We start from the raw sequence: 12035 nt of genomic DNA, 5'->3' as shown, positions 1-12035 counted from the left end.
TCGGTCGCGGGAAGCCCTCGACCGACGCCGATTTGAAAGGTACATGGCAGCCGGGGCACTGAACAGACGTCACTTCACACACCCGGTCAACGTTTGACCCCACGTTGGCCGTTGGTTGAAACGGCACGGACTGCTACCCGTTTCCGGGGGCATGTGAACGAGTGCGGGGGCCCGGAGAGGAGGGGTTGGGATGGAGATCTCAGGCATCATCAGCGCCATCGTGATCGGCATCGTCATCGGCGTGCTGGGCCGGCTCGTGGTGCCGGGCCGGCAGCACATCGGCATCCTGCTGACCATCGTCGTCGGCATCGTCGCCGCGCTGCTCGGCTCGGCGATCGCGGCGGGGCTCGACGTGGCCGACACCAAGGGCGTGGACTGGGTCGAATGGCTCATCCAGATCGGTCTCGCCGCGGTGGGTGTCGCGGCGCTCGACCGGTCGAGGGTGCGGCGCTGAACGCAGGAGACGGGTGGATAACCCGTTGCGTACGGGTTGGGGCGGCGGCTAGTTTCCTGGCTCGCCGCCAGAACCCACAGTGACGGAGCCCCGTTGACCCTGCGCATCACGCCCCTGGCCGACCCCGAACCCGGCACGTCGAGCCGCAGGCTGGCCTGGCTCGCCTCGGGCACCGACGGCGCACCGGTCGGGTCCGCCTTCCTCCGGCTGTTCACCAAGGAGGGCCAGCAGCATCTCGCCGAGCTGGAGATCGCCGTGCACCCCGCCGAGCGGCGGCGGGGAGTCGGCACCCGGCTGCTGGACGCCGCCGTGGCCGCGGCCCGGACCGAGGGGCGGCGGTCGGTCATCGCGCAGGCCGAACAGGGCTCCCCCGGCGACGAGTTCCTCGCCGCGCGAGGCTTCCGCCGGGTGCTGTCCCTGACGTACGCGAGGCTCGCGCTCAAGGACGTCGACCTCGCCGCACTCGCCGAACAGGACAGGCCCGGTTACGAGCTGACCGAGTGGGACGGCACGGTCCCCGCCGAACTGGCCCAGTCCTACGCCGACTCGCGGCGCGCCATGGACGACATGCCCATGGACGACACCGACTACGGCACGGTCGTGTGGGACGTGGACCGCGTGGTCGCCGCCGCCGACGCGGTCGCGCGGCGCGGGGACCTGCTGCACACCGTCGCCGCGGTCGACACGGCGGACGGCTCGATCGTCGGCTTCTCGGAGCTGGTGGTACCGGGTGACGGACTCGGCGACGGCCAGCACTACGGCACGGCCGTCCTGCCGGAACACCGCGGCCGGGGCCTCGCCCGCTGGATGAAGGCGACGTCGATCCGCCGGGCCCGCGAGCGGCACCCGGACCTCACCGGGCTCCTCACCGACACCGCGGACGGCAACGCCCCGATGCTCGCGGTCAACGCGGCCCTCGGGTACGTCCCCACGCACAAGGCGGCGGAGTACCAACTGGACCTCTGAACCGCCCTGAAGGGGAGGGACTTCCCGGCTCAGGCCGCCGCCCGCAACGCCGCCAGCCCCTCTCGAGCCGACGGGTACACCGGCGCCCAGCCCAGTTCCCGCTCCGCCTTCGCGATGGACACCCGCAGCGTCGACGCCATGATCGCGTGGGCGTACGCCATCGGCCGCATCATCCACAGCGGCACGGGCAGGGGCTTCGGGAGCCCGAACTCCTCTGCCACGGCGAGGAGATGGGCCCGGAACCCGAAAGGCGTGCGGTCGGCGATGTTGTAGGCCTGGCCGGGGCGGCCGTGCTCGACGGCGGCGACCATCGCGCGGGCCGCGTCGGTCAGCTCGACCCAGGGCACGACGTGACCGTGGTCGGCGGGGGCGGGGAGCTGCCGCTTGCGCAGCATGGGCATGAGATTCTCGGTGCCGCCGGGGCCGTAGAAGGCGCCGTAGCGCAGGGCCACGCCTTCGAGACCGGCGGCCTCGAAGGTCAGCCGTTCCTTGGTGCGCATCCCGGCGAGGTGCCGTTCGAACTCCGGGTTCGTCCCGGGCGGGCCGAAGGGGTCGTCCTCGGTGAGCTCCCGGTCGCCGTGGTCGCCGTAGCCGTAGCCGAAGACCATCGACTCCGCGACGAAGCGGCGCGCGCCGGTCGCCTGCGCGGCCTCGATGAGGTGGGCGGTGCCCTCGATGCGCAGCGCGTCCGTGGTGTACATGTCGCGGTGGCGCAGGGGTGGCTTGCTGAGAGCCGTCACGGCGTGGATCACCGTGTCGAAGCTGTGGCCGTCAACGGCGCGAAGCACGGCCTCGCGGTCCAGGAGGTCGGCGCGCACGTCGTTGTCCCGGCCGCGGCCGAGGCCGGTGACCTTGTGCCCGGCCTCGGTCAGAGCATGCATGATGTGCCGGCCGAGGACGCCACTGGCGCCCGCGAGCAGGATGCTCTGGCTCTGGTTCTGGCTGCTGGGGTTGCTCTGGTTCGTCGTCATGACTCTGCGACGGATCGGGAGGGCTGGGATGTGACATCCCGCCCTGTGCCGTGGCTCACGGTGTGTACAGATACGGCGTCGTCGTGGTCAGCGGTTCGAAGCCGAGGCGTTCCAGGATGGGGCGGCTGGTGCTCATGGCGTCGACCTGGAGGTAGCGGTAGCCGCGTTCCACGGCCTCGCGGGCCCGCAGGGCGACCAGGGCGCGGTAGATACCCCGGCCACGCCACGCCTCGACGGTGCCGCCGCCCCAGAGGCCGGCGAACCGGGTCCCGGGCACCAGCTCCATCCGGGCCGCGCTGACCGGGGTGTCCCCGTCCAGTGCGACGACGGCGACCACGGTCTCGGGGTCGGCGGTGAGCTGGGCGAGCAGTTGGTGGCGCAGCCGGGTGCTGTCGGTGCCGAAGGCCGCCTCGTGCACGTCGGCCACAAGGTCGACACCGGCCTGGTCGGTGACGGGCAGGACGCGGATGCCCGCGGGCGGCTCGGCGTCCAGGGTGAGGTCGTTGACCTCGCCGATCATCAGGGTCTCCTCGGGCTGCGGGGTGAACCCCGCCGCTCTGAGCCGCTGTCCGAGGTCCACGGGCAGGTCGTGGCCGTAGAGCTTCCATTCGAACTCGTGGCCGAGTCCGGAGTAGTACGCGATCTGCTCGGCGATCGCGGCGTCCGCGCTGCCGGCGTCCAGATCGGACCACACCACGCCGTTCCAGCCCTGCGCGGTGGAGACCTGCCGGACCACCCTCCCCGTCCGTTCGATCCGGGACTCCGGGCTGTCCGGCTGTGCGCCCTCGCGCATGTCCCGGTCGTACAGGGCGAGCACCGCGTCATGATCCATGAGTTCACTCCAGCACCAGGAGGCACCCGGGGCAACACCATTACGGGTCATGATGTCCGGGAGCATCCCGTAGCCGCCCGGTCGAGGAGGGCCGTACGCCATGGTTGTGAAGGACGAGGAGCTGCCGCATCTGCGCCGCTGTGTGGAGCTGGCCACCGAGGCGTTGGAGGCCGGGGACGAGCCGTTCGGCTCGGTCCTGGTGGGCGGGGACGGCGCGGTGCTCGCCGAGGACCACAACCGGGTCGCCTCCGGGGACCGCACCCGCCACCCCGAGTTCGAACTGGCGCGCTGGTCCGCGGCCCACCTGACGCCCGAGGAGCGGGCGGCGGCGACCGTGTACACCTCCGGCGAGCACTGCCCGATGTGCGCGGCCGCGCATGCCTGGGTGGGGCTCGGCCGCATCGTGTACGTGGCCTCCTCCGCGCAACTGGTCGACTGGCTCGGCCAATTGGGCGTACCGGCGGCTCCGGTGCGCGCCCTGCCGGTGCGGGAGGTGGCACCGGACGTGGTCGTGGACGGGCCGGTGCCGCAGCTCGCGGAGGAGGTGCACGCACTGCATCGCCGCTTCCACCGGCGGTGAGGCCCGCGGGGCCCGGGACGCAGCCGTCCGGGTGAGGGGGCTACGACCCGAAAGGCCTCCGGGCCAGGGAGGACGGCCCGGCATCCGACACAGCGGGAGGCGCTTGCCCTTGCTGTTGGCACGTCGGCCGATGGCGGGCCCACATCTCGACGGTCACCGCCGCCCGCAGCCCCCTGCCGCCCACCGTGTACCGCTCCTCGCGATCGGCCTGTCCGACATGATCCGCTGACGGCGGACGGGCGCCGAGGCTCGGCGCGGCGCTTCGGTGAGCACGGGGACGGCAAGGCCCCGGCGACGGCTGGCGCGGCGCCTCGGTGAGTGCGGCGGAGGCCCCGCCGGTCGCCATTCCGGCAGGGTCTTCCGTCGTCCTCGCCAGGACGGGACTCAGCGCGCCGACCCGGGGCGGAACCGCCGGTACAGCGCCGCCCCGCCGAGCAGCAGCGCGGCACTGCCCGCCGCGGCCGGGAGCGTGAGGTCGGTGCCGGTGTGGGCGAGGGAGGCCACGGGCTGCCGGGGCGTGGGCACGGTGGCTTTGGGGCCCGGGTGGGCCTTGGGCGGCGTGTGCGGCTTCGGGGCCGGGTGCTGCGGGGGTTCGCCGGGGGTGTCGCCGGGGGTGTGGACGGACTCGTTGCCGGTGGCCGGGTTGCCGATGCCGACCACGTTCACGCTGTTGCCCGTGATGTTCACGGGCAGATGGACGGGGAGCTGAACGCCGTTGCCGGAGATCACGCCGGGCGAGTCCTGCTCGTCGCCCTCGGCCGTGGCGCCCGCGGGTGCCCCGGAGTCCGCCCCGCCCTCGTTGACACAGCTGTTGCCCGCGGCCGGGTTCAGGAGCCCCACCACGTTCACGGTGTTGCCGCACACGTCGACCGGTACGTGCACCGGCAGCTGGATCGTGTTGCCGGAGATCACCCCGGGCGAGCCGACCGCGGTACCGTCCGCCGACGAATCCGCGTACGCCGGCATCGACACAGCCATGGCGCCGGACACCGTGGCGACGGCGATCACGCCGTTTCGGGTAACCCGTTTCATAGGTTCCCTGCCTTCCAGACTTGGTCACGGGCAGTCGCCCGCACCGGATAAAACGCGGGTGAACCAATCCGAGTTATGGCTTATCGGCCTTTCACCCCATCGAGCGGCACGGTTGTCGAACTAGCAGTAAAACCGTCGAATGCGCATGGAGCGGCGCAGGATAAGGCACTTCATATGATCCCGCCCGTCCGGAGGCGACCCTTCCGGAGGCCGCCTATCGTGAGCGTGGGTGCCGCTCTCCCGGTCCGCGACGGGCGCCCTTGGAGGCATCGATGCTGGCCAAGCTGTCTGGGCGGCCCCTGCTTCGGTATGGCGCCGTCACCGGGGCGGTCGGACTGGCGCTGCTGGGCGCGGGGCTGCCGACGGTGACCACGGACACGGACACGCCGGACCTTTCGCGCTTCTACGACCAGAAGGTCACGTGGTCCAAGTGCAAGGGCCTGGACGCGCCCAAGGACCTGCAGTGCGGCAAGGTCACCGTCCCCCTCGACTACTCCCGGCCCAAGGCGGGCACGCTCGAACTGGCCCTGGCCCGTTATCGGGCGACCGGTGATTCCCGGGGTTCGCTGCTGCTGAACTTCGGCGGTCCGGGCGGCGCCGGCGTCAGCGAACTCGCCGCCGGCGGAGACGAGTTCATGGGCCTGGCCAAGGGCTACGACGTGGTGTCCTTCGACCCGCGCGGCGTCGGCCGGTCCTCGCCCGTCAGTTGCGGGGACGGCACCGACGAGGCGCTGGCGGCGACGGACGACGGTTCCGAGGTGAGCGACGATCCGCGCGCCGTGCTCACGCAGTTGAAGAAGGCCGCCGCCGCGTGCGCCGAGCACTCCGGCCCCGTCCTGCCCCACATCGGCACGGTCGAGGCGGCCCGCGACCTCGACGTGATGCGCCAGGCACTCGGCGACAAGAAGCTCAACTACCTCGGTTTCTCCTACGGAACCCGGCTCGGCGCGGTGTACGCGGCCCAATTCCCCAAGAAAGTGGGCCGGTTGGTCCTCGACGGCGTCGACACCCTGACCGAGCCCATGACGGAGCAGGCCCTGGTGGGCGCCGAGGGGCAGCAGAAGGCGCTGGACGACTTCATCGACTGGTGCGCCGAGGACATCGCCTGTCCGTTCGGCCAGGACCCGCGCAGCGCCCGGGAGCAGGTCGTACGGCTGATCGACTCGCTGGACGAGGACCCGGTGCCGACCGACTGGGGCGGCACCTTCTCCGGCCAGGACCTCGTGAGCGCCATCTCCCAGGCCCTCTACAGCAGAGAGCTGTGGCCGTCCCTGGAGCGGGCGATCGCCCAGCTCGTCGAGGACGGCGACACCCGTGGCGTCCTGAGCTTCACGGGCGGCGGCTACGCGCTGCCGCGCAGGGCGGCCGACGACGACGGCAACGGCAACGGCGAGCTCGCCGACGAGGAGGACGTCCCGCTGGACAACCTGCCGGCCGCGCTGATGGCGATCAACTGCGCGGACGACCCGGACCGCCCCAGCGCCGACGAGATCACCCGGAACCTCGGCCGGCTGCGCGCCGAGTACGAGGAGGTGTCCCCCGTCTTCGGCCGCTACCGCCTGACCGAGGTGCTGATGTGCTACGGCCGGCCCAAGGGCACCGACTACATCCGCGAGGACGTCCGGGACGTCGACGGCCCGAAGATGCTCCTCGTCGGCACCCGCGGCGACCCGGCGACGCCGTACCGCTGGACGGTGGAGACCGCGAAGCGGCTGGGCGACGCCGCCGTGGTGCTCGACAACAAGGGCGACGGCCACACCGGGTACGGCTCCTCGAAGTGCGTGCAGCGCAAGGTCGACACCTTCCTGCTGTACGGCTCCCTGCCGCCCAGCGGCAGCTCCTGCGGCTCGGAGGAGGACGACCGTTGAGCACGCCTCCGCCGCCCTCACCCGGCCTCGGATGAACCCGTCCGCCCCGCTCCTTTCGCCGTTCGCCCCCACCTGCGTTTGACTCGTGGTGTGCGTCGGTTCCTGTTGCTCGTGTGCGTCGCCCTGGCCGCGGTCGGGGCCCTGGCCCTGTGCCTCGCCGTCTCTCCCTGGTGGTGGTGCGCGGCGGGGCCGCTGCTCGCCCTCACCGCGCTCGGCGCCTGGGATCTGGTCCAGGCCCGTCACTCGGTGCTGCGCAACTACCCCCTGCTCGGACATCTGCGCTTCCTGCTGGAGCGGCTGCGGCCGGAGATGCAGCAGTACTTCGTCGAGCGGAACTACGACGGCCGGCCCTTCGACCGTGATGTGCGCAGCATCGTCTACGAGCGCGCCAAGGGCGTGGACGCCGAGGAGCCGTTCGGCACGGAGCGGGACGTGTACGCCGACGGGTACGAGTTCCTGGTGCCGTCGATGCGGCCGGTCGAGGTGCCGAAGGAGGTGCCGACGGTGCGGGTCGGCGGTCCGGACTGCAGGGCGCCGTACGACATGGCCCTGCTGAACGTGTCCGCGATGAGCTTCGGCTCCCTGTCCTCACACGCGATCCTCGCCCTGAACCGGGGTGCCGCGCTCGGGGGTTTCGCACACGACACCGGCGAGGGCGGCCTGTCCGAGTACCACCTGCGGGGCGGCGGCGACCTCATCTGGGAGATCGGGACCGGGTACTTCGGCTGCCGCACCCCCGAAGGGCGGTTCGACGGGCGGGAGTTCGCGGACAAGGCCGCCCTGCCCGAGGTGAAGTGCGTGTCCCTCAAGCTCTCCCAGGGTGCCAAACCGGGGATCGGCGGAGTGCTGCCGGGTGCCAAGGTGAACGCCGAGATCGCGCGGGCCCGGGACGTGCCGGAGGGCGAGACGGTGGTGTCGCCGCCGTACCACCGGGTGTTCGGCACTCCCCGCGAGCTGGTCAAGTTTCTCGCTCTGATGCGGGAGTTGGCGGGCGGCAAGCCGACCGGGTTCAAGTTGTGCGTGGGGTCGCGGCGGCAGTTCCTCGCCGTGTGCAAGGCGATGCTCGCGGAGGGGGTGACGCCCGACTTCATCGTGGTGGACGGCGCCGAGGGCGGGACGGGCGCGGCTCCGCTGGAGTTCGCCGACCATCTCGGGATGCCGCTCACGGAGGGGCTGATCACGGTGCGCAACGCCCTCGTCGGCGCCGGGCTGAAGGACCGCGTGCGGATCGGCGCGAGCGGCAAGGTGGCCACGGGCTCGGACATCGTCAAGCGGCTGCTCCAGGGCGCCGACTACACCAACGCGGCCCGGGCCATGATGTTCGCGGTCGGCTGCATCCAGGCCCAGCGCTGCCACACCAACACCTGCCCCGTCGGCGTCACGACCCAGGACCCGCGCCGGGTCCGCGCACTGGACGTGGCCGACAAGTCGGCGCGCGTGCACCGGTTCCAGCGGGCGACGGTCAAGAGCGCCATGCAGATCATGGCGGCCATGGGGGTGGGCGACCCCACGGAGCTGACCCCCGCGATGCTGGTGCGCCGCCTCGGTCCGACGACGGTCACGCCGTACGCCGAGCTGTACGAGTGGCTCGCCCCCGGCGAGCTGCTCCAGCAGCCGCCCGCCTCCTGGGACGCCGACTGGCGGGCGGCGGACCCGGACTCCTTCGCCTGAGGGTCAGCCCTCCCAGTACGCCAACCGCCGCAGCGCCTGCGCGGCCTGGCCGAAGCCGTCGTCGCCGAGCACGGCACGCAGCTCCGCGTTGAAGCGGTCGATCTCCGGCTGCGCGGCGGTCAGCGCTCTCTCCCCCGCCTCGGTCAACTCCAGGATCACGGCCCGGTGTTCACGCGGATGCGCCGACTTCGCGACGAGCCCCGCCGCGGTGAGCCGGGCGACGAGCGCGGTGACCGCCGACTCGCGCAGGCCGAGCGTGCGGGCGAGCTGCTGCTGGGTCTGCCGGGGCTCGTCGCGCACCGCGAACAGCGCGCCGATCTGGGCCGTGGTCACCCCGGCGGCGGCCAGGCAGCGCCGGTCGGCGCTCGTGCGCAGCCGGTGGGCCGCCCGCTGGAGCAGGAAGTAGAGGCGCAGGTCGGGCTCGGCGGACATGGGCCGATGTTGACAGAGGACACCGGCGGGCGCCACTCTCACTTCACTGATGAAGTGAGGTGTGCGGTGAGCGACACGATGGATCTGGAGCTGGCCCGGAAGGTCCTCGGGGAACAGCCCTTCAGCAGACTGCTGGGCGCCCGGGTGACGGCTTTCGGGGACGGCACGGCCACCCTGGAGCTGGACATCCGCGAGGAGCTGCTCCAGCAGTACGGCTTCGTCCATGGCGGGGTGCTGTCCTACGCGGCCGACAACACCCTCACGCTCGCCGCGGCGACCGTCGTGGGGCCGGGGCTGATCACGTCCGGGTTCACCATCGACTATCTGCGCCCGGCCACCGGCTCGGTCCTGCGCGCGCACGGCCAGGTGGTGCGGGCCGGCCGCACCCGTGTCGTGACCCGCTGCGAGGTCGTCACGGTGGACGACACCGGCGCGGAGAGCCTGTGCGCGGTGGCGCAGGGGAACATCGCCGTGCTCGAAGGACCGGGTGGCAGAAGCTAGTTCAGAACTCGACCGGGTCCCGCACGATCGGGCAGGTCATGCAGTGGCCGCCGCCCCGGCCGCGGCCGAGCTCGGCGCCGACGATGGTGACGACCTCGATGCCGGCCTTGCGCAGCAGGGTGTTGGTCTGGGTGTTGCGGTCGTAGGTGAACACCACGCCGGGTTCCAGGGCGACCGCGTTGTTGCCGCTGTCCCACTGCTGGCGCTCGGAGGCGTACACGTCGCCGCCGGTCTCCACGACCCGCAGCCCGGGCAGTCCGAGCGCCTTGGCGACGACGTCGACGAACGGGGTCGAGCCCTCGTCGGTCAGTTCGATGCCGGGCGCCTTGTCGCTGGGGCGCAGGGAGAAGGTGTGGACGCCGTCCATGATGGTCGGGTAGAGGGTGACCAGGTCGCGGTCGGCGAAGGTGAAGACGGTGTCGAGGTGCATCGCGGAGCGCAGTTTCGGCATGCCGGCGACGATGACGTGCTCGGCGGCGCCGTTCTGGAACAGTGCGGCGGCCACCTGGGTGATGGCCTGGCGTGAGGTGCGCTCGCTCATGCCCATCAGGACGACGCCGTTGCCGACGGGCATGATGTCGCCGCCCTCGAACGTGGCCTGGCCCCAGTCGAGTTCGGGGTCGCCCCACCAGACGGTGGAGCCGACGTAGTCGGGGTGGAAGCTGTAGACCGCCTTCATCAGCAGCGTCTCGTCGTGCCGGGCGGGCCAGTACAGCGGGTTGAGCGTGAGGCCGCCGTAGAGCCAGCACGTGGTGTCGCGGGTGTAGAGGGTGTTGGGCAGCGGCGGCATCAAGTACTCGCGTACGCCGGTGGATTCACGGGCGAGGTCGAGATAGCCGGAGCGGAAGTCCTCGGGCAGGTCGGTCGTGGCCAGGCCGCCGATCAGGTATTTCGCGAGGCGGTCGGGTTCGAGGGACTCCAGGTACGCGCGGGTCTGTTCGACCAGGCCGAGGCCGACCTCGTTGGCGACGATCTTCCGGTCCAGGAGCCAGTCCCGGGCGCCCGGCACCGCCATGGTCTGGGCGAGCAGCTCGTGCAACTCCACGACCTCGACGTCGCGTTCGCGCAGCTTGTTGACGAAGTCCGCGTGGTCGCGCTGGGCGTTCTCCACCCACATGACGTCGTCGAAGAGCAGGTCGTCGGAGTTGGTCGGGGTGAGCCTGCGATGGGCGAGCCCGGGGGCACAGACCAGCACCTTGCGGAGTCTGCCGACCTCGGAGTGGACGCCGTACGCGGGACGGGTGTCTTGGCTACTGGTCACGGTGCACCTTCCGGGTCTTCACAGGCTGATCCAGCCCACCGCCAGGGCCACGACGCCGACGGCCGCGCCGGCCACCGACACCGCGAGGATCACCAACTCACGTGGTGAGAACGGCCGTCGGCCCTGTTCCCTGCGTGCCATCACGAACAGCACCGTGGCGGGGGCGTAGATGATGAAGGAGACGAGGACGAACTTCAGGCCCGCCGCGTAGATGAGGAACGCGGTGTACACGGTGGCGATGACCGCGATCGCCAACTGGCCCCGCGGTCCGCGCCGGCCGATCTTCACCGCGAAGGCCGCGGCCAGCAGGAACGGGATCAGCGTCAGGGCGCTGGTCAGGTCGAGCGCGAAGTTGAAGGCGTCGTCGGAGAACAGGGTGACGACGAGGACGATCTGACTGAGCACCGTGGACATCACGAGCGCCGGCACGGGCACGTCGGCGGCGGTGGCGCGCTTGAGGAAGCGGGGCATGTCGTCGTCCTTGGCGGCCACGTACAGCACCTCGGCCGCCATCAACGTCCAGGCCAGATAGGCGCCGAGCACGGAGACGATCAGGCCGACGCTCACGAACACCTTGCCCCAGGTGCCGACCGCGTGCTCCAGCACCTCGGCCATGGAGGGCTGGCGCAGTTCGGCGATCTCCGCCATCGGCATGATGCCGTACGACACGATCGTCACCGACGCGAAGGTCGCGAAGACGCTCACGAAACCGAGGATCGTGGCCCGGCCGACGTCCTCTCGGCGGCGCGCGTGCCGGGAGTAGACGCTCGCGCCCTCGACCCCGAGGAACACGAACACCGTGGCCAGCATGGTGCCCTTGACCTGGTTGAAGAGGGAGCCGGCGTAGTCGGCGCCGCCGAAGTTGTCGGCGAAGACGGAGGGCTTGAGGTAGAAGAGCGCGAGGATGACGAAGACGATGATCGGCACGACCTTGGCGACCGTGACGATGCGGTTGATCGCCGCCGCCTCCTTCACCCCCCGGCTGATCAGCGCGAAGAACAGCCAGAGCCCGACCGAGGAGAGCACCACCGCGAGGACGGTGTCACCGTCGCCGAGCGCGGGGGCGATCGCGCCGACAGTCGACATGATCAGCACCCAGTACGTCACGTTGCCGACGCAGGCGCTCGCCCAGTAGCCGAACGCCGAGAAGAAGCCCAGGTATTCACCGAAACCGGCCTTGGCGTACGCGTACACGCCCGCGTCCAGGTCGGGCCGGCGCACCGCGAGCGTCTGGAAGACGAACGCGAGCATCAGCATGCCGGTACCGGCCACGGCCCAGGCGATCAGCGCCCCAGCCACCCCGGTCTCCTGCGCGAACCGGCGCGGCAGGGAGAACACCCCGGCGCCGACCATCGAGCCGACCACCATGGTGGTGAGCGTCGGCAGGGACAGTTTCGCGGCGGGAGGGGCCTGGGTCTTGGTGTCGGCCTGACTCATCGGAGACCTACCGTCCGTCCTGAGGAGACC

The 12035-nt window shown here is 71.3% G+C and carries 12 protein-coding genes; 6 read left to right on the top strand and 6 right to left on the bottom strand.

Annotated elements, in window-relative coordinates; all coding sequences use genetic code 11:
* Positions 1 to 190 precede the first annotated feature (190 nt).
* Positions 191 to 454 (top strand): GlsB/YeaQ/YmgE family stress response membrane protein, encoded by a 264-nt coding sequence (locus ACFUO4_RS26965; RefSeq protein ID WP_059197029.1) that lies wholly within the window; start codon positions 191 to 193, stop codon positions 452 to 454.
* A gap of 93 nt (positions 455 to 547) precedes the next feature.
* Positions 548 to 1420 (top strand): GNAT family N-acetyltransferase, encoded by an 873-nt coding sequence (locus ACFUO4_RS26960; protein ID WP_383489420.1) that lies wholly within the window; start codon positions 548 to 550, stop codon positions 1418 to 1420.
* Between the two features lie 29 nt (positions 1421 to 1449).
* On the opposite strand, the gene ACFUO4_RS26955 is transcribed toward ACFUO4_RS26960, so the two are convergent.
* Positions 1450 to 2391 (bottom strand): NAD(P)-dependent oxidoreductase, encoded by a 942-nt coding sequence (locus tag ACFUO4_RS26955; RefSeq protein WP_079310311.1) that lies wholly within the window; start codon positions 2389 to 2391, stop codon positions 1450 to 1452.
* 55 nt (positions 2392 to 2446) lie between these two features.
* Positions 2447 to 3223 carry a GNAT family N-acetyltransferase gene (locus ACFUO4_RS26950; RefSeq protein ID WP_383489417.1) on the bottom strand — a complete coding sequence of 259 codons (777 nt, stop codon included), beginning with the start codon at positions 3221 to 3223 and terminating at the stop codon, positions 2447 to 2449.
* A gap of 100 nt (positions 3224 to 3323) precedes the next feature.
* On the opposite strand from ACFUO4_RS26950, the gene ACFUO4_RS26945 reads away from it, so the two are divergent.
* On the top strand, positions 3324 to 3803 hold the full coding sequence (locus ACFUO4_RS26945) for a nucleoside deaminase (protein ID WP_079310312.1): 480 nt from the start codon (positions 3324 to 3326) through the stop codon (positions 3801 to 3803).
* Positions 3804 to 4187: 384 nt separating this feature from the next.
* Here the strand turns inward: ACFUO4_RS26945 and ACFUO4_RS26940 are convergent, their stop codons facing one another.
* The gene (locus ACFUO4_RS26940) at positions 4188 to 4811 is read right to left on the bottom strand and encodes a chaplin (protein WP_383489414.1); all 624 of its coding nucleotides are present in this window, start codon (positions 4809 to 4811) and stop codon (positions 4188 to 4190) included.
* A 296-nt stretch (positions 4812 to 5107) separates the two neighbouring features.
* Between ACFUO4_RS26940 and ACFUO4_RS26935 the strand changes: the two genes are divergently transcribed.
* Positions 5108 to 6703, top strand: a complete 1596-nt coding sequence (locus ACFUO4_RS26935) for an alpha/beta hydrolase (protein ID WP_383489411.1) — start codon at positions 5108 to 5110, stop codon at positions 6701 to 6703.
* A gap of 90 nt (positions 6704 to 6793) precedes the next feature.
* Complete coding sequence (locus ACFUO4_RS26930) at positions 6794 to 8374, top strand: FMN-binding glutamate synthase family protein (RefSeq protein WP_383489408.1); 1581 nt, start codon at positions 6794 to 6796, stop codon at positions 8372 to 8374.
* Positions 8375 to 8377: 3 nt separating this feature from the next.
* Here the strand turns inward: ACFUO4_RS26930 and ACFUO4_RS26925 are convergent, their stop codons facing one another.
* On the bottom strand, positions 8378 to 8806 hold the full coding sequence (locus ACFUO4_RS26925; RefSeq protein WP_383489405.1) for a MarR family winged helix-turn-helix transcriptional regulator: 429 nt from the start codon (positions 8804 to 8806) through the stop codon (positions 8378 to 8380).
* Between the two features lie 66 nt (positions 8807 to 8872).
* Between ACFUO4_RS26925 and ACFUO4_RS26920 the strand changes: the two genes are divergently transcribed.
* Positions 8873 to 9307 (top strand): PaaI family thioesterase, encoded by a 435-nt coding sequence (locus tag ACFUO4_RS26920; protein ID WP_383489402.1) that lies wholly within the window; start codon positions 8873 to 8875, stop codon positions 9305 to 9307.
* 1 nt (position 9308) lies between these two features.
* Here ACFUO4_RS26920 and ACFUO4_RS26915 read toward each other — a convergent pair whose 3' ends face one another.
* Positions 9309 to 10568 (bottom strand): arginine deiminase, encoded by a 1260-nt coding sequence (locus tag ACFUO4_RS26915; RefSeq protein ID WP_079310316.1) that lies wholly within the window; start codon positions 10566 to 10568, stop codon positions 9309 to 9311.
* Between the two features lie 18 nt (positions 10569 to 10586).
* Complete coding sequence (locus ACFUO4_RS26910) at positions 10587 to 12005, bottom strand: basic amino acid/polyamine antiporter (RefSeq protein WP_079310317.1); 1419 nt, start codon at positions 12003 to 12005, stop codon at positions 10587 to 10589.
* Positions 12006 to 12035: the final 30 nt, after the last annotated feature.

It is taken from the genome of Streptomyces sp. NPDC057280, from assembly GCF_042668605.1.
In the GTDB taxonomy this organism is placed as follows: Bacteria; Actinomycetota; Actinomycetes; order Streptomycetales; family Streptomycetaceae; genus Streptomyces.
This window is presented reverse-complemented; position numbering and strand designations above follow the sequence as displayed.